The organism is Silvanigrella paludirubra, from assembly GCF_009208775.1.
GTDB classification, from domain to species: Bacteria; Bdellovibrionota_B; Oligoflexia; order Silvanigrellales; family Silvanigrellaceae; genus Silvanigrella; species Silvanigrella paludirubra.
Genome location: NZ_WFLM01000007.1, coordinates 58,208 through 77,100 on the forward strand (window position 1 = coordinate 58,208; position 18,893 = coordinate 77,100).

Annotated in this window: 13 protein-coding genes, 1 tRNA gene and 1 other annotated feature (1 of these 15 cut by a window edge); of the genes, 4 read left to right on the top strand and 10 right to left on the bottom strand. The window is 32.0% G+C overall.

Going from position 1 to position 18,893, the window contains the following annotated elements:
- Positions 1 to 326: 326 nt before the first annotated feature.
- A complete protein-coding gene (locus GCL60_RS16275; protein WP_153421737.1) occupies positions 327 to 1,103 on the top strand; it encodes an AMP nucleosidase in 777 nt (258 codons plus the stop codon).
- A 133-nt stretch (positions 1,104 to 1,236) separates the two neighbouring features.
- The gene (locus tag GCL60_RS16280; protein ID WP_153421738.1) at positions 1,237 to 2,436 is read left to right on the top strand and encodes a glycoside hydrolase family 26 protein; all 1,200 of its coding nucleotides are present in this window, start codon (positions 1,237 to 1,239) and stop codon (positions 2,434 to 2,436) included.
- A gap of 1 nt (position 2,437) precedes the next feature.
- On the opposite strand, the gene GCL60_RS16285 is transcribed toward GCL60_RS16280, so the two are convergent.
- The 10 genes from GCL60_RS16285 to GCL60_RS16330 all read right to left on the bottom strand — a co-directional run bounded on the left by GCL60_RS16285 (position 2,438) and on the right by GCL60_RS16330 (position 15,835).
- A complete protein-coding gene (locus tag GCL60_RS16285; protein ID WP_153421739.1) occupies positions 2,438 to 3,253 on the bottom strand; it encodes a hypothetical protein in 816 nt (271 codons plus the stop codon).
- Positions 3,254 to 3,307: 54 nt separating this feature from the next.
- A complete protein-coding gene (locus GCL60_RS16290) occupies positions 3,308 to 4,039 on the bottom strand; it encodes a 7-carboxy-7-deazaguanine synthase QueE (protein WP_153421740.1) in 732 nt (243 codons plus the stop codon).
- A gap of 24 nt (positions 4,040 to 4,063) precedes the next feature.
- Positions 4,064 to 4,993 carry a 6-carboxytetrahydropterin synthase gene (locus GCL60_RS16295; protein WP_153421741.1) on the bottom strand — a complete coding sequence of 310 codons (930 nt, stop codon included), beginning with the start codon at positions 4,991 to 4,993 and terminating at the stop codon, positions 4,064 to 4,066.
- A 77-nt stretch (positions 4,994 to 5,070) separates the two neighbouring features.
- Positions 5,071 to 5,997 (bottom strand): flagellin N-terminal helical domain-containing protein, encoded by a 927-nt coding sequence (locus GCL60_RS16300; protein ID WP_153421742.1) that lies wholly within the window; start codon positions 5,995 to 5,997, stop codon positions 5,071 to 5,073.
- A 3-nt stretch (positions 5,998 to 6,000) separates the two neighbouring features.
- Positions 6,001 to 8,955, bottom strand: a complete 2,955-nt coding sequence (locus GCL60_RS16305; RefSeq protein WP_153421743.1) for a hypothetical protein — start codon at positions 8,953 to 8,955, stop codon at positions 6,001 to 6,003.
- 73 nt (positions 8,956 to 9,028) lie between these two features.
- Positions 9,029 to 10,576, bottom strand: a complete 1,548-nt coding sequence (locus GCL60_RS16310) for an aldehyde dehydrogenase family protein (protein ID WP_153421744.1) — start codon at positions 10,574 to 10,576, stop codon at positions 9,029 to 9,031.
- Positions 10,573 to 12,378, bottom strand: coding sequence for an ATP-binding cassette domain-containing protein (locus tag GCL60_RS16315; RefSeq protein ID WP_153421745.1), 1,806 nt, complete (start codon positions 12,376 to 12,378; stop codon positions 10,573 to 10,575). The genes GCL60_RS16310 and GCL60_RS16315 overlap by 4 nt, the downstream gene beginning before the upstream one ends.
- Before the next feature lie 40 nt (positions 12,379 to 12,418).
- Positions 12,419 to 13,687 (bottom strand): COG3014 family protein, encoded by a 1,269-nt coding sequence (locus GCL60_RS16320; RefSeq protein WP_153421746.1) that lies wholly within the window; start codon positions 13,685 to 13,687, stop codon positions 12,419 to 12,421.
- A 15-nt stretch (positions 13,688 to 13,702) separates the two neighbouring features.
- Positions 13,703 to 14,461 carry a lysophospholipid acyltransferase family protein gene (locus tag GCL60_RS16325; protein WP_153421747.1) on the bottom strand — a complete coding sequence of 253 codons (759 nt, stop codon included), beginning with the start codon at positions 14,459 to 14,461 and terminating at the stop codon, positions 13,703 to 13,705.
- A 60-nt stretch (positions 14,462 to 14,521) separates the two neighbouring features.
- Positions 14,522 to 15,835 (bottom strand): phosphopantothenoylcysteine decarboxylase domain-containing protein, encoded by a 1,314-nt coding sequence (locus GCL60_RS16330; RefSeq protein WP_153421748.1) that lies wholly within the window; start codon positions 15,833 to 15,835, stop codon positions 14,522 to 14,524.
- Positions 15,836 to 15,925: 90 nt separating this feature from the next.
- On the opposite strand from GCL60_RS16330, the gene speE reads away from it, so the two are divergent.
- Both speE and GCL60_RS16340 read left to right on the top strand, forming a co-directional pair.
- The gene (gene speE / locus GCL60_RS16335; RefSeq protein WP_153421749.1) at positions 15,926 to 16,840 is read left to right on the top strand and encodes a polyamine aminopropyltransferase; all 915 of its coding nucleotides are present in this window, start codon (positions 15,926 to 15,928) and stop codon (positions 16,838 to 16,840) included.
- A gap of 202 nt (positions 16,841 to 17,042) precedes the next feature.
- Positions 17,043 to 17,118: transfer RNA gene (locus GCL60_RS16340), tRNA-Met, on the top strand.
- A 170-nt stretch (positions 17,119 to 17,288) separates the two neighbouring features.
- Positions 17,289 to 18,893 (top strand) — a sequence feature (most likely nonfunctional fraction of RNA operon); it runs 2,886 nt beyond the window's last position.

Here is an 18,893-nt window from a genome sequence, read left to right on the forward strand (position 1 = left end):
GAGCAATATTTAAAGGTCAATATGAAAATAACAAAAATTCATTTGACTTTTAAAGGTTAAAAATCAGTTTTTTTAAATATATGAATATTATAATAATTTAAAGCTTTTTTTACTTTTTTTGATTAACTATTCTGGAATATTTAAAACTATGTTATTCTATTTATAAAGATTAGCTTTAAAAAAATACTTAATAATTTGAATTTATTATTTTCAATAAGATAAATGGTATAACTCCTTGAATAAGATACTAACTTTGTATTAGATGTATAATGTGAGAATGGAATTTTAAAGCAACAACAACTAGTAAACTATCTTCGGGAGTTTTTATGAAGACAAAAGCAGAGATCTGTAAAAACTGGTTACCACGTTATACAGGAACAAAAATTGAGGACTTTGCAGATCATATTTTATTAACAAATTTTCAAACATATGTGAATCGTTTTGCAGAAATGACAGATTCAAAAGTCGTTGGCCTAGATAGAGCTATGCCAAATTCTACATGCAAAAAATCAAATGTATCCATTATTAATTTTGGAATGGGTTCAGCAAATGCAGCAACTATTATGGATTTATTAAGCGCACGAGCTCCTAAGTCGGTTTTGTTTTTGGGTAAATGTGGTGGTTTAAAGCATTCAACTGAAATTGGTCATTTTATTTTACCAATTGCAGCTATTCGAGGGGAAGGAACCTCAAACGATTATTTTCCTCCAGAAGTACCCGCGCTGCCTTCATTTAAGCTTCATAAATTTGTTTCACAAAAAATTGTTGAAGCAGGTCATGATTATCGAACAGGAGTCGTTTATACAACCAATCGAAGAGTATGGGAGCATGATCAGGCATTTTTAAAACATATGCACAGTATGAAATGCATTGCGATAGATATGGAAACAGCAACAATTCTAATGGTTGGTTTACATAACGAAATTGCAAGAGGTGCTTTGTTGGTTGTTTCTGATGTTCCTATCACCCCTGAAGGTGTTAAAACGGAAGCAGGAGATAAAAATATTTCTGCAAAATGGACTGATATTCATATTAAATTAGGCATAGATAGTTTAAAGGATCTGGAATCCAAAGGCGAGCCAATTAAACATTTCAAATATTAATTTATTATTTAAATTGTTTTGAATAAAATCAAAGATTAAAATATTTTAATCTTTGATTTTGTCATTGATTCAAAATTAATTACAAAATAGAATTCATATAAATTTTCTTTTTAAAGCTATAAGGAATTTTTGTATGGATAGACGCTTTTTTTTAAAAACGGCAGCTCTTTTACCACTTTCTTGTTACGCCGATAATTTAAAAATTATACAACCATCTTCTCAAATAATAAAACCAAAACAATTGTATGGTGTTTGTGTAGAAATTAATTCTAGAATAAACTTTATTAATGAAATTCAAAATTTTGAAAATTATGTTGAATTTAAACATGATATTGTTCAGTATTTTTCATCTTTTGATTATAGAATGAAACCTGATATGGCAAAATCAAGTTTTTATACTATTCCATTTAAAATTTGGGAAATGGGAAAAATTCCTTTTCTTTCATGGTACCCAGGTACAGGAGTTGTTGAACCAACACCTGATGATATTTGTAAACGAATATATTCTGGAAAATTTGATGATTATTTAAAAAGGAGTTGTAATTATTTAGCTAAGTTTTTCCATGACTCAAAATTTAATGATAATTTAGGAGAACCTAAATTATATTTACGATTTGCGCATGAAATGAATTATAAAAATCATGCTTATTCAAATAATACAAAAGACTTTGTTAAAATGTGGAAATACGTATATTCGTTTGTAAGAAATTTTAATAATGATTACAGAATTGATCTTTCAAAAAATAGAATTCAATTTGTATTTTGTCCCGGAAATTTTTTAATAGAAAAATACCCATTTGAATTATATTATCCTGGAGATGAATATTTAGAATGGAAAGGATTGGATGGTTATAATTGGGGAGGAAGGTCTTGGCTTCAATTTGATGAAGTTTTTGTTCCTTACTTAATTAGAATGAATAAGCTTTCATCATTACCTTTATCTATATGTGAATTTGGTTCATCTGCAAAAGTTTATGTGAATAATAAATTACAATATAATCCTGAATTAAAAAAAGAATGGATAAAATATGCCTATGAATGGCTTTCAAATGAAAATAATTTATTAAAATATAAAATAAAAATGTCCATTTATTATAATTTATCACTAAATAAAGATATAGATTCAGGTATATATGTTTCTGATAATTCTTCTTTAAATAATAATACTTTAAATTATGTAATAAATGGTTATCGCACGATTAAAAATTTAAATGATGTGTATATTAAAAAACAGTCAGTACCTGCAGGTATAAATAGAAGAACGTATTATAAAATAGGATTTGTAAATAATAATGTGAATATTAGTCAAAAAATTTTTCAAGGTGATTTTTAAATTAATCTTTGGATTGCATTTTTAAATATTTTTCTTTAATTTTTTCTATAATAATAGGGTCTTTTAAAACTAATGAAAGCTCTTTCCAAAAAATCAATTTATCTTCCTTTGATATTTTTGATTTTTTAGAAAATGGGACATAATTTGATCTCATTTCATAAGGAATTTTGTTGATTTTAACTTGTGGTAATAAACTTTTAAATTGAAATTCAGCCATACCAGGAATATATCCAAAATTTGCAATGACACATCCGTTGTTGTCACGTATCATTTTTTTTATGCAAACAACATCATTTTTACTTAATTCTACATTCTCATGAAATTCTACTTCTAATTTTTTAGCAATGGAATATCCTAATGAGGCTCTTATAGGAAAAGGCAAATTATTTTTTTTACCATTGTAATTAAATTTACTATTTTTTGGTGTTAATACCATATACCGAGAACAAGACATTTTTAAATTTGAAGTACAGGGGCCTTTTGTTTCATCTGGCCCTGAACCTGGTGGGTATTCCAAAGCTAAAGCTCTTTCCTCAGTATAAGAAACATCTAAAACAGCATCTATTTCTCCTCTATTTGCATTAAATATACACCGGTCCATTGGCATAAAATCTATAGTATAACTTATATCAAGTTTCTTTTTTAAATTATTCACCGCGAAATTAAAAATATCCATGCTTGGAGTTTCATACTTTGCATCGGGATTTACAGATTTACGAACATCATTAGCACAAATTTTTAAAGAAATATTTTTAGAAATAGAAAAGCATTTTATTTGTATTAATAAAAAAGATAAAATTATAATATTTTTAATCACTTTATAAATCCTGTTTTTAAAGCAATCAGATATTTTATTTTACCATTATTTTTTTTAAACGCCTCTTTTATTTCCAAATAATAAAATATGTAGGCGGGGAGTGTACCTAAAGCCATATTTTAAGCATTCATCATGGAGCCAAATATTTGCTAGTTGAGAATCGACTGTGATTCCTTCAGCCATTAAAAATACACGATCATTTGAAATATTATATTCTTTTATAAGACTCAATATCTCACTAATATCTTTTGTTATTTCTGATTTTCTAACAACAAATTTAAAAAAAATAGAATGATTTGTTTTTGAAAGATTTGCCCAATGTTTAAGGGCTTCAGGCTCTATTTTTTCACCGGCATTTGAAAATTTTGGTGAAATATTCCATTGCATTAAATTGTAATCATCTTCTAAAAAATTAGGAACTTGGAGATGAGGTATTCTTGTTCCGTTACTTTCTACTTCTGCTGAAAATGACTTTCCTAATGATCTCATAAGTAAACCTAAATTATGAAGTGTAGGTTCGCCTCCCGACAGAATAAGATGATTGATATTTTGTGATTGAATATTTTGAATAAGAGATTCTAATGTGTGTCTTATATATTTTTGTTTACCATTTGGTTCTGTTTTATTTAAAGGATCGCTTTTAAAAGTATGTGTGTAAGGTGTGTCGCACCATACACAACGTAAATTACATATTTGAAAACGAACAAGTAGAGATGGTTTTCCAAGATTAATTCCTTCCCCTTGAAGGCATGGGTAAATTTCATTAATTAGAAAACTAGTGCTCATATAATTCCTTTAAAATTATAATATTTAATTACAAATAGAACCTTTTGATAAGCCTTCATATGCTCTAATTTCAAGGTCAGTTTCGCTTAAGGAAAATAGCTTTCTCACAAATTCAGCAAGATTTTCTACTGTGCTTTCTTGTTCTAAAGTGAAAACATTTTCTTTAGGCATTATAACGGCAACTTCTCCTTGAGTCCCTTTATATTGAGCAGCAATTAAACTTGCTTTAGATTCTTCTATTTCTGGGCAATGTTCTATGAGTTCATTAATAAGTTTAGTGTTCCATTCAGAAATTACATAATTTCTTGATATAATATAAGAATTATTTAATTTTTTTGCAGCATGAGTGCTTTTTTCTAAGTCTAATTTACCATTTTTAAATACTTCTAATATATTACTGTGTCCATGAAATCTTTGGCAATTACCATAATGATGGCAAAGACTGTGTGTATAACTAAAGTAATTTGATTTTGAATAATTTTCATGTTCTCTTAAAGTTACAGAAACGCTAATTACATTTTCGGGAGAATTTCTTAATATAGACTGAGCAATTTCTTTTTCAAGTAAAGTAACGTCGTTGTTATCTAACGCATTCAGCGTTTCTCTAGAAACTTTTTTCACAGAATTATTATAAGTATTAATTGCAAAAATAGAATTATTATCATTCTCTTTGCAGTTGCCAATTATAATAATTTGTGAATTTGATTGAAAACGAATTGAACTTGGTTTTACTAATAATTTGTGATCAAATTCATGATCTATTGTGCTTTTTGCAGATTTTTTAGCTAAACTAAAATCAAATAAAACTCCGTTTTGATCTTTATTTCCTTCCCAAATAACATCAACATACCAGCTTCTCCCTTTTGGTCCTATACTTGGATAAAGTATAGCACAATCAAGAAGAGTTACATCTTGTATGAATATTTTGGTAGTACTTAGATTTTTAGTTTGCATATTTAGACAAAGCCTTCAATAAATCAGAATCAGAAAATGGTTCTGTGGACTTGTCTTAACTAAATAATCTTTTAGGATCAACCTAAAAGCTTTAGAGCCATTTCCGGAATCTGATTCGCTTGAGAAAGTACCGAAATACCTGCTTTTTGTAGAATTCCTTGTTGGACGACATGAGAGCTTTCTTCAGCATAGTCCGCATCTTTAATTCTTGATTTTGCAGTCTCTAAATTTTCAATGGTAATACTTGTATTTGCAACTGTATGTTCCATTCTATTTTGGACAGCACCTAAAATAGCTCTATATTCATTTACTTTATTAATAGCATTATCAATTCTTAACATACTTTTTTGAGCAAATTCCTTTTTATCAACTCTTGTGCCTTCTTCATCTGTTACGTTTCCAATTTCTAAAGAACCCTCTCCTCCAGTAAGAGCATTTATTTTATCTAAATTAATTCGAATGATATGAGTAGGGTTTCGGACTTTATATAAATCATCTACTTCTTCGTAGTAAGAAGCTCCAACTTGAATTTCGAGTGGAGGAGGGTTGCTATTTTCTTTTAAAACAGCTGGGATTTCTGCAACGCCGGTAAGTAATCTGGTGCCATTAAATTCTGTAGAAGTTGCTATACGATCGATTTCGTCTTTTAAAGCAACAAATTCTTTTTGAATATGCCCACGCTCAAGATCTCCAATGGTATCACTTGCTGCTTGCACTGTTAGTTCTTTTAATCTTATTAACATATTTGATATTTCTTGAAGTCCGCCTTCTGCTGTTTGGATTAAACTAATTCCATCAGATGTATTTCTTCTGGCCTGTACCAAACCTCTAACTTGAGAGCGTAGTTTTTCAGAAATAGCTAAACCAGCTGCATCATCTGCAGCTCTATTAATTCTGTACCCGCTTGAAACCCGTTCGGTGTGCTTTGCTAGTAATAAGGTAGACACGGATAAGTTCCTTTGAGCATTGATCGAGCTTATATTTGTTTGGACCCTTAATCCCATACTTTAATGGTTCTCCATGGGGGAGTCTCCCTTTTTACTGAATTGGGTTTCTAGGTTTCTTCCTATTGTAAGGCATATTGAAATGATTTTATAGGCTTGCTTTCGCATCGTTTCAATTTCATCGCGTGCTTCCCATGTAAGACCTTCATGCACGGCTCGATTTCTGCTATCTTGTAAAGAATGAACTAATTTAATAAATTCATATAATTCTAGATCATTTGAGAATTGAATTTGAAGCATTTTATTTAAATTAAATTGACATTCTTCTCTTGCTGCAACTAAAAGTAAGAGAGCAAATGCTTTAGGGCCATCTAAAGTAAATCTTTTTCCAGGTCGATAAAGACAAATAGCGCGTAGCATTTTTCTTAACTTAAATTTACTAAAATATGGTATGGAACGGATCGTAGGAAGGTTTGCAATATAATCTTCAAATAGCGTCATTTTTTCAACAATACCTTTTCCATATCCCAAATTTTCAAGTTTTTTGGATAACTCACCTTTCCTAATTACGGAATCTGTATAAGCTTCGAAAGTATCGCGCATGGTTAATTCAACTGCTTTACAATGCATATTTACAATTGGGCTTAAATCAACAGCTTCGTTGCCCCAATCTTTTGATTGAATTAAAATCATTTCCGCTGTTCTTAAGGCGCTTTTAGAATCAATGGATAAAAAATCAGAGAGTGGTATTAATGATTTTATAATAAGATCTATATCTTGTGAAGATATTTTTACATCTTTATCTTTTTCTTTTTGTGGTATTTCCGGAATTAATTTTGAAATATTTTGAATAGCTTCTTGAAGTGCAAAATCGACATCTTCATGTAACCTTAAAAGTTGAAGCGTTTTTAATTCTTGTAATATTTCTTCAGGATTTTCTAAAGATATATCTTTTATAATTTTGATTTTGAGTTCATTTGAAATATTATTTTTTGAAATTGAACGAATTAATGCTTGATGGGCTCTTTTATGTTTTGAATTTAAAAGTTCATTAATAGTATGTTCAACAAACTCAGGATCGATATGTTGAAGAGCTTGATATAAAATTGCTTTAATGGCATCATCTGTGTCTAATTTTACAAGCGCTCTTACTATCCATCTTTTTTCAACATGTGGTGCTACTCTTAAACCTTCTCTAATATATCTTTCATAATAATCTTTTTCTTCAAATGTTAAATGGGAATTTAAACATACTTGTAAAATAGCACCCCATCGTAATATAGGTCTGTCGGTTAAAAAGTTTCCACTCCAATCAGAAGATTCTAGTTCTGTTTCATCATCATTTTGAGATGTGTTATCAAGAATATTTTGTATTAAATTAGAAATATCTTTTAATGTCGAAAGAGTTTTTTGTGTAATTGGGATTCGAAAACGATTTGATCCAACAAGGATAGATTGAAACCTTGATGTTACTTCAAGAATATACTCATCTTTTTCCATGTTACCTTTTATCAAGGTTTGATGAATTGTCTCTAATTCACTTTGTATAGCTAAACTAATGGTATGAAGATCTAAGCGAGGAGCGCTTAAAGCAATTGCTGTAAAAGCCCAGCTTGTACCAGAAAATGGAATTGTCTTATAAATTTCTCTCATAAAGTTAGGTGAAATATTACAGCCAATTGTTGCAGAATATATTTTTTCAACAAAGTCTTCATAAGATTTAGTATCATTATTTTGGAAACGTAGGACACACTTTTTTATATTTTGAATAACTTTATTTTCAATTTCCAAATATTTTTTGAGATCTTGTTCGTCTGTATTTAAATTTGCCAAAGCTACAATTTGACTTAAAAGTATTTTAGTATCGTAGCATTGATCAAAAAAATCTTGCCATAAGTTTGTTTTTGATTCAAATAATATTTCATAATTTAAAAATATAAAACTAATATCTGTTGAGTCTTTATGCCAAATTTTAAAATGCTCAGGGTTTTTAACGGATTTTATAAATAATTCATTTTTATAAGGGATATTAGATATCCATAGTTTTGCTAATTGTTTTTTTTCTTTTTCAATAGCTGAAATACCGATTAATTTATTTTTAGATAAAATTTCAATACAACTTAAATTTTTGAGTTTAAGAATAGAAGATGTAAGTTCTTCGGTATAATTTAATTCAATAGATTGTTGAATTAAATTCTCAATTACTTTTGTTAATATTTGATTATCAAAGCAACTATAACCAATAAAGTTAGGTTTTTCTTCATACAAACTATTTTTAATAAACTCTTCTGCAGCTAATTCATTAAAATTTAATCTTTCATATTTTAATATTTGAGATAAAATAATTTCTGATAACTTTATAGATTCAATATTTTTTAAATTATTTTTTAGATTTTTAAAATTATTTATATCGTTTTTATTTATTGAAAAAGCTAAATAAAATAGGGCGGAAATTGTTGATGTTTTATCTAAGTCATCTGATAAATCGGATGATATAATATTAAACGCTATATTCTTAATTTTATCACTTATGATTCCAAGTTTAGTAAAAGCATGAAATCCCTTTGATAATAGATTATCGGGTAAATTTTTCTGAAAAGAATTTTCTAACTTATCAGAAAGATTTTCATCACCAGTTTGTTCAGCATAGGAATATATTGAGTAAAGAATTTTATTTGTTAAAAAAGATTTTTCAAAAAATTTATTAATTCTATTTGAAAAAGCACATATTTTTGAACGACCTAAATTTGTTATACAACTACTTAAAACGCTATCATTTGTTTCTTTAAGCAATAAATAAGAAATGATTGCCCATTCACTACTAGGATAATTTGGAAGTATTAATGATTCGGCTAATTTTGATTTTTCTTCATTTGTTGGAATTAGGGCCATTATTTGCCAAATTAACAAATTTCCCTGCCATGATTGAGAATTCTTAGCAAGCTTTTCAATAGCTTCATAACGATTGTATTCGTTCTCAGAGCGGACAAATTGTTTAAGATCTTGAAATATTGGCATGAACACACTCCTGCCCGTTAATATAGAATATTTTTATTTATTTATTACGGGTGAATAATTGCCTTTAAATATATTAAAATTTTACAATGTAATCTGTAGGATTAATATAATTTGTATCCATTTGAGCGAGTTGCAATTTTCCACTCATGTCCCAGTTTACCGATTGCCATTTGGTAAATTGATCAACAACCCAAATTCCAGACTGTCTACTTCCGTTTCCGCTTTTGCCATTTCCTCCAAAAGGTAAATGAGCTTCAGCACCTGTTGTGCTGTTATTAATACTTGTCATGCCTGCAGAAATTTCGTTTCTAAATTTATATGCAGATTCAATATCTGAAGTATATATTGATGAACTTAGTCCATATCCTGTTTTATTTGAAAGATAAATAGCTTCATCTAAATCACTAAAACTTAAAATATTAAATAAAGGACCAAAAGTTTCTGTTGAATAAATAGCGTCATTTTCTGTTACGTTATCAACAATTGTTGGAAAAGCATAAAAACCTAATTTTGCATTTCCAGAAAATCGATCCGGTTTATTTTGCTCTGTAATAGCACCATTTTTAGATGTTAATACACGATGATGAGATTTAATTAATGTATTTATATTTTCTAAATGTTTATTTAAAAAACGTTCGCCGATCATGGGCCCGTAAAAAATATTTTCATCTGTCGGATTCCCAATTTGAATAGATGCTACTTTATCCATAATTTTTTTAATTAATGTTTCTTTTATTGATTTATGAGCAATTAAATTACCAAGAGATGTACATCTTTGTCCAGCAGTTCCGAATCCAGACCAAAGAATTCCATTTGTAACTAAATCTAAATTTGCATCTGGCATAACAACAAGTGGATTTTTTCCACCTAATTCAAGGCAAGGAGTTTGAAGATTTCTTCCACAAATTTCTCCAATATGTCTTCCTACTTCAGTACTTCCTGTGAATCCTACTTTATCAATTAATCCTTCATTTACCAAAGAAACTAAATCAGCTCCTGTTTTGGGGCCCGATCCAAAAACAACATGAAAGACATCTTTAGGAACGCCCGCTGCATATAATAATTCTGCAAAAACAAGAGATAAATAGGGAGTATCTTCCGAAGGTTTCCAAACACATGTATTCCCACATACTAATGCAGGAATAAAGTACCAACTGGGAACTGCAAATGGAAAATTACCTGCTGTAATACATGCAAAAACACCTACAGGTCTTCTGTATGTGAATAGTTCTTTATTGCTCATTTCACTTGGGACAGTTTGTCCATAAAGTCTTCTACCTTCTGAAACAAAGAAATAACAAGTGTCAATTGCTTCTTGAACATCACCTCGAGCTTCTTTAATAGGCTTGCCCATTTCTCTTGTTAATATTTGTGAAAGTGCTTCTTTATTTTTTTCAATCAACTTACCAAAATTTGAAATAATTCCTGCTCGAATCGGAGCTGGAGTTTTTTTCCATATTTCAAGTCCTTTTTTAGCTTGTAAACAAGCCTCTCTACATTCTTCTAAGGAAGCATTTGCAAATGTGCCTAAAATGTCTTCTCTATTTGCAGGGTTTATTGATATAAATTGTGAAGAACCTTCATTCTTTTTACCAGATATAATAGAAGATAAACCGTTCATAATAGTTCCTTTGTAGACGCATCGCCAAGGGGAGTGAGCATTTGCGATGTCTTTGTTTTTGAAAAATCCAATATATCAGTAGCATATTCTTTAATAGCGGGTCTATGGGCAATGACCAGAGTTATTGAATTTTCTATATGGTTTTTTAAATTTTCAATTATCTTTAATTCATTTGCTATATCTAAAGCACTTGTACCCTCGTCAATTATGATTAATCCAGGTTTTCTATAAAATATTCTGGTGAACATTAGACGTTGTTTTTCGCCTCCTGAGAGACCTTTAATGTCACTAAAAATATCTTTCTTTTCAAGCAAAGATAATGCAAGAGCTTTTGTCGCCAGTTTTATTTCGCTTTCAGTTGGAGATATAATTTTTTCTGGATAAACAATGTTATCAAAAATGGTTCCCGAAAATAAAAAGGGTTCTTGTGGAATGAAACAAATATCATGAGAATATTTTTGAAATAATTTTTCATCTGCATATTCATTATTAATTAAAATATTTCCTTTAATTGAATTTTGAATACCAAGAACTGTACGAATTAAAGTACTTTTACCAGAACCTGAAGGCCCAATAATAGCAAGTAAAGCGCCTTTGGATAATTTTAAATTTAAATTATGAAATAAAATATTATTGATCTCATTTCCAATAGAAAGATTTTTAAATTCTAAATTTTCAATTTTATCTTTATTAATAGAATTTAAATCTTTTGAAATTATATTTCTTTTTTGGAAACTTTCATTTGTTAAAAAAGCATGAATGCGTTGAAGTGCATCTGTTCCTTTACGTGTAGAATTTAATTGACTTGTCATTCTATTAATTTTATCAGACAATAAAGCGACAGTAAGCATAAAGTTTATAAAAATATTGCTATCAAGTGATCCATTCGATATTTTTCGAAGTGCTGCAATAATTATAAATGCACCTGCAATTATTCCAAACCATTCTACAAGCGGGCTTCCAAGGGATCTTGCTCTGGTTGCTCTTCTCCAAACATGATATATTTTATCATTTATTTTGTTAAATTTTATGATTTCAAATGGAATTGCTTTATGAACTTGAATAGTTTGCCAACCACGCATTCTTTCCAAAATTCCACTTAGTAATTCACTTTCAAATTGCAACCCTTGTTTAGAGAGTCTTTTTAACGTTTTACTAGTTACTCTAAGAACAATTCCTGCAGGAATTAATACTGTTATAAATAAAATAAAAAGTTGAATATCTAAAATAATTAACCAAGATAATAATATAAATGAAGTAAATCCATCTTTTAAAAGACTGCTAATTAATCGAGTGAAAGTTTGTTGAGTTTCTCTTATGTCTTCTCCAACCATTGATGAGAGAAGCCCAGCATCAATCGAATTCGCTGATTGAAAATTGAGTGAAAGATATTTATTTGCAATATCTGTTCTAAGTTTTTTAGCAAGTTTTTCACCTAAATGTCTTAGTAAATAGTCACTATAAAAATTTAAAAAACCATAAAATAATGCGATAAAAATAAATATTATTGTAAACCAATCTTTTTGAAAAGATAATGGAATAGAATTTTCAAAAATTGTGCCTTCAACTAAAGGTGTAATCCATAAAGATAATTGATCACCAAGTAATCTTTGCCAAGTTATGTCTGTTGGGACTGCATTGATTGTTTGAACAACAATTGATGTAATACTAAGTAAACCTAATGAAAGTGGAATTAATATAATTACAGAGATCAAAAAAATGGCAAATTCTGATGGCCATAATCCAATTTGTTGAATCCATAATTTAATTGATGATATATTTTTAGAATTATTTGAGGCCATTGATTTTTTTTACCTTAATTTTGACTTATTTTTAATTTTATTAATTAAATGTTCTAAATCGGATTAGCTTTTTTTCACCTGGAGAGAGTTTTACATTATAAGAAATAGTGCTTCCAAATTCAGGTTTAATGGAAATAGCTGTTTCTTTATTTGCTATTATTGGAACTCTTAAAACCTGTATTGTATCTGGTAATGTAGTCCAGCTTCTTGTATCTGCAGTTTCGGTTGCAACACTAAAAACATTTGCAGCAAGACCTGCTAGTGGACTTTCTTCGCCTAGCTTACGTGCAGCAAGATCTTTGGCAATAACACGAGCTGCGATTTTCGCTATGTCTCGAACTCTTCTGTCTTCTAAAGCTTGTTTCGCCATTTTTCCTATATCTTCCATTATAATTGTCTTGCCAAATGATTTTTGTCCAATAAAAACTTCTGAAGATCTATTTTTATAAGGAATATCTTTATACTCAGGAAACGACACTCTTACTACTGTTTTATCCGTTGGAAAAAGAATCTCTTTTGGTGTTTTAACAGGTGAATTTCCTGATTCATAAATAATATAAACTTCACCTTGTTTTAATAATTCAGATTGTTTTTGCCATGTAAGATTAGGATTATTCTTTTTTAATTCATTTAATATATCGTTCCTGTTTCTAAATTCAGCAAGACGAGCAAGGTCTTTTGAAATTTGTGTTTCAGCAGATTTTAAAGAGCTATTTTTAATATTATTTAGTGCATTCTTGTATGAGATAATTGCATTATCCCATTCCCCTTTTGTTTCAAAAACCATACCAGAAAAATAATTTGAGAAGGCATCATATTTAAATAAATTTACACCTTCATTATCGTTATCCAGTGCTTTTTTTATGTCATTTGTTCTTCGAACCATAACAAGAGAATTATTTTGATCGTTATTTGCAAAAAAAGCAACGGAAGAAAAAATAGGAATTAAAAATCGCTCATGTGCTTCACCAGTATAATCAGACATAGAGTCATTAACTATAAAGCTTGCTGTTGTTTTTGAAATACTAGTCGTATATAAATCATCTAATTTTCGGTCCGATTTTTGCCATTGATTAATTGCTTTTGTATAATCACCTTGCAAATAAAGTAGCATGCCTTTTTCCATTGTAAATAAAGCATAATTTCTTGACTCAGTAGCAAGAGAACTTTCATCCAATTGAGCGGTTGCTTCCGCAAATTTCCCTGAATAAAGAACTTGCCTGATCTTTTGGTTTTCTTGAGTATAAGATTGGCATCCCGAAATGATAGAAGCAGGTAATAATAGAAAAATTATTTTCTTTATAAACATAAATTTTATAAATCCCTATTTTAATTTTGATGAAATTGCTTCTTTAGCTTTTAACATAAGTTCTGAAGCCGTTAAATTATTCGAATCAATTTTAGGATGAACAGTTATTGTTACTTGAGTTACTTTAGGCCAAATTGATCCTTTAGGTAGCATGTCTGCGCAGCCGTCAACCGTGATTGGAACTATTGCAATATTTAGAGATTTTGCTAGTCGAAATGCACCCATTTTAAATTCACCTAATGCACCTGTTTTGCTTCGGGTTCCTTCAGGGAAAAATATCATTGGCGTGCCTTTTTTCAAATGTCGTATTGATAATTTAATGCTTTTTTCACTACTTGCTTTGCTACTTCTATCAACGGGTACATATCCGACAGCTGTCATTCCCCATCCAAAGATGGGAATTTTAAATAAGGATGCTTTTGATAACCATCTAAATCTTGTGGAAAGCATAAAAAGTGCTAAGATATCAGCCTGGCTTTGATGATTGGCAACATAGATAACTACCTCATCTTTATTTACAAGGTTTTCTTTACCTATAATATTAAATATCCACCAAGGATTAAATTTACCAATAGATATTGCCCATAGGCTTGCAAGTTTGTGAAGAAAATGTCTTTCTTTGTCAAATGGATAAACAAATGGAAATAACAAAATAATTGTAGAAGAATAAAATACACTTAAAATAACTATATTTGTCCAAGTGTAAATACCTCTTAAAACATGTGCCGGTTCTTTTTTTAGGGGTTCAATTGTTTTTTTTTGAGTTTGAGACATAGTTTTGTTCCTAGATTTTTAAGTCAAACAATACTTTTTGAAATAATACATTAAGACAAATTATTCATTTTTATTATCAGAAAAATCTTTAAATGATAAATAAAACTGAACTGCCATTTCTTTTTTTCCATTTACACATGTTTCTTCTATGTGTCCATTTGTATTTTTTAGGATTGTCCCATGATGTTCTTTTTCTTTATTCCATGCAGAATCTGACGTGCTATGCAAAACGGCATTTAGTTTTTTATTTATTAACATTTTTTTTGCGATTTCTAATCCTTCTATTTCACTTCCAGATGTTAACTTAGCAGCTGCTTTGAATGGAATTTTAGAAAGGTCATCAATATCTAGTATTTTTTTTGCTCTTACGAGATCTATTCTTAGAGTTTCTTCTTTACTTGAAATTTTTGAATTTGAAATACTTTTTGGAGTGAAATCGGAACCTGCAACTAAATGCAATATTCCATCATATTTATTATGGTTTATTTCTTTTAAATAATCATACATTTCATTGTAATTAGGAAGATGAAATATTTTACTTTGATCGTATTCAGGAACTTCTTTATTTGTATTTGCAGTTAAAACAGTGGTCTCAATTCCCATAGCATAAAACGTTTTTGCCACTTCTATTCCTAAAGATCCTGTTGATAAATTTGTTACACAGCGCACAGGGTCTATCATGGCTCTTGTGCCACCAATTGTTAATAATACTTTTCTAATTTTATTTGAATAATATTTTCTTTTGTTAATGATATGACAAATATTAATAGCTAGTATATTTGGCAAAGGAAGTTTTTCTTTTCCTTCCTCGATGCGTGGATTTGTAAAAAAAACTCCATCCATTTTTTTTAATTTTTCTTTATTTTCTTCTATAATTGGAGAAAATGAAAGGCTTTCATGCATGGTCGGGCAATAAATAATTGTTTTATTCATACCTAAAGCGCTTTGAATTAGAGTTGTGGCACCATCAGAACAAATTCCATTACTTGTTTTAGAAATAAGATCGGCTGTTGCAGGAGAAATAACAAGAGCATCGGAAGTGCATATGTGTTCTGCAAGACCAGAGGGATTTATAATAACTTCATTGTTACTAGCCCAACGTAAACTTTCAATTCCTATAAATTTTAGACAATTTTCAGTAATACAAAATTGAACCTCAGCTCCTTGTCTGCGAAGTTCTCTTGCTAGTTTCGGGAGTTCGGTTGCTGCAATCCCGCCGCCACCAATAATCGTGATTTTTGTATTTGATAAAAATTGAGAGGTTTTTATCACTTGTGTGTCTTTGATAGGGGCTGACTCTGAACTTTTATCGCTACTCCCAACTGATAAATTTTTTGCATATACCTTTTTTTTTGTTAACTTGCGTTGGTTCATTTTCGTGGACTCGTTGCTTCATTGGTGCTATTTGCATTAGCAAAGGACTCTTTATTGGATCCTCGCCCTTAACATCAAAAGGAAATATAAATGTTTTCTAAAAAAATACCATACACGCTTGAATCTGAATCTGACAACACTTCTCCATTAGATCTTTGGTACCAAGAGCGTCACAATGATGAAGTTTCGTTTGGTTTACATGTTAAAAAAGTACTACATTCAAGTCAAAGTCCTTTTCAAAGAGTAGATGTTTTTGAATCTACTGGATTTGGTAGAGTTCTTACTTTAGATGGCCTTATGATGTGTTCTGATAGAGATGAATTTGTTTATCACGAAATGATTTCACATGTACCTCTCCTTGTTCATCCTAATCCTAAGCGTGTTTTAGTTATTGGAGGTGGAGATGGTGGAACTCTAAGAGAAGTTTTAAGACACGATTGTGTTGAAGAAGCAGTTCTATGTGAGATTGATGGTGAAGTTGTGGAAGCGGCAAGACAATTTTTTCCTGCGCTCGCTTTTGGTTTAAATCACCCAAGGGCAAAAGTGCATATTGGAGATGGAGTCGATTTTGTTAAAAAAAGCGCATCTGCTCAGTTCGATATTGTTATTGTAGACTCTACTGATCCTATTGGGCCTGGTGTAGGTCTATTTTCTGGTGAATTTTATAAAGAAGTAAAAAGAATTTTAACTCCTGGCGGCATTGTTATGGCACAATGCGAATCACCTTGGGAAAATAAATTTGATCTTGCAAAAGTGTATGGAAATTTAACAGAAGCTTTTTCATCTGTGTACTCTATGGTTGGCTCCATTCCTTCTTACCCATATGGTTTTTGGTCTTGGGGCTTTGCAAGTGATGTTCAGCATCCTTTCAATAAAATAGATCTTGAAAGAGCGCATGCTATTGAAAAGGCTTCTAAATATTACAATGTAGACATTCACAAAAGCGCCTTTGCTCTTCCAAATTTTTTACGCCAAAAATTACATAATGTTGTTAAGAATGCTTAATTCATTCTTTTAAACATTAGCTAAGTTTCATTTTTTCAGAAGTGATTTTTAACTATTTTGATCGGATCCTTTCTTTATTTTAGAAAGGATCCTTTTTTTTTATAAATAAGTTTTCTTTATATATTATTTTATTAAAAAATAGTTGAAGTTACTTGACAGTACCGCCATCGACATGTAGAAACCCTTTCACCACTGATTACGACGCGGGGTGGAGAAGTTGGTATCTCGTCGGGCTCATAACCCGAAGGCCGCAGGTTCAAGTCCTGTCCCCGCCACCAATCAAAGGTAAGTTATTTGACAAGAGAAGAAAGCAAAAACAGAGTGCGGTTCCATGGTTTTAAGTAGATTTTCTCGCGAGAGGAAATGGAAAGAAATCAGGTTCCGTAAAAAGAACCGTCAAGATAGTAAAAAAAGCGGATGGGTAGAAATACTTATCTGTAAGTAAATTAGAGCTAAGAGTTTGATCCTGGCTCAGAACGAACGCTGGCGGCGTGCCTAACACATGCAAGTCGAACGGAGGTAGCAATACCTTAGTGGCGCACGGGTGAGTAATGCATGGGAATCTGCCTTTTGGAGGGGGATAACTACGGGAAACTGTAGCTAAGACCGCGTAAGCAGCAGCGATGCTGGAAATGCCGGGACCGCAAGGCCGGCAGCCGAAAGATGAGCCCATGTTCCATTAGCTAGTTGGCGGGGTAACGGCCCACCAAGGCGAAGATGGATAGCTGGTCTGAGAGGACGATCAGCCACACTGGGACTGAGACACGGCCCAGACTCCTACGGGAGGCAGCAGTGGGGAATATTGCGCAATGGGGGAAACCCTGACGCAGCAACGCCGCGTGAGTGAAGAAGGCCTTCGGGTTGTAAAGCTCTTTCGGTTGGGAAGAAGGGTTATTGTTTTAATAAAGCAGTAATTTGATGGTACCAAAAGAAGAAGCACCGGCAAACTTCGTGCCAGCAGCCGCGGTAATACGAAGGGTGCGAGCGTTGTTCGGAATTACTGGGCGTAAAGGGTTCGTAGGCGGGAATGCAAGTCAAGTGTGAAATCCCCAGGCTTAACCTGGGACGTGCATTTGAGACTGTGTTTCTTGAGTTTCGGAGAGGGTGGTGGAATTGCTGGTGTAGGAGTGACATCCGTAGAGATCAGCAGGAACACCGGAGGCGAAGGCGACCACCTGGCCGAATACTGACGCTGAGGAACGAAAGCGTGGGGAGCAAACAGGATTAGATACCCTGGTAGTCCACGCCGTAAACGATGATAACTAGGTGTTGGGGGAGTTGACCCCTCCAGTACCGTAGCCCACGCGCTAAGTTATCCGCCTGGGGAGTACGGTCGCAAGACTAAAACTCAAAGGAATTGACGGGGGCCCGCACAAGAGGTGGAGTATGTGGTTTAATTCGAAGCAACGCGAAGAACCTTACCTGGGTTTGACATACCGTGAAAAGCGCAGAGATGCGTAATAGTAGCAATACACACGGATACAGGTGCTGCATGGCTGTCGTCAGCTCGTGTCGTGAGATGTTGGGTTAAGTCCCGCAACGAGCGCAACCCTTTCCCTTATTTGGCATCATTAAGTTGGCAACTATAGGGGTACTGCCGGTGATAAACCGGAGGAAGGTGGGGATGACGTCAAGTCCTCATGGCCCTTACATCCAGGGCTACACACGTACTACAATGGCCAAGACAAAGCGAAGCTAAGCCGAGAGGTGGAGCCAAACGCAAAAACATGGTCTCAGTTCGGATTGTGGTCTGCAACTCGACCACATGAAGTTGGAATCTCTAGTAATCGCAGATCATCAGGCTGCGGTGAATACGTTCCCGGGCCTTGTACACACCGCCCGTCAAACCACGAAAGTTGCATAAGCCAGAAGCAGGTGGGCTAACCGCAAGGGGGCAGCCTGCCAAGGCTTGTGCGATGATTGGGGTTAAGTCGTAACAAGGTAGCCGTAGGGGAACCTGCGGCTGGATCACCTCCTTTCTAGGAATTTTGAGTCTTCTGTAAAGAAGCTCTATTCTAGGTCAATGGAATCGCACTCTGTTTTTGTAATCTTT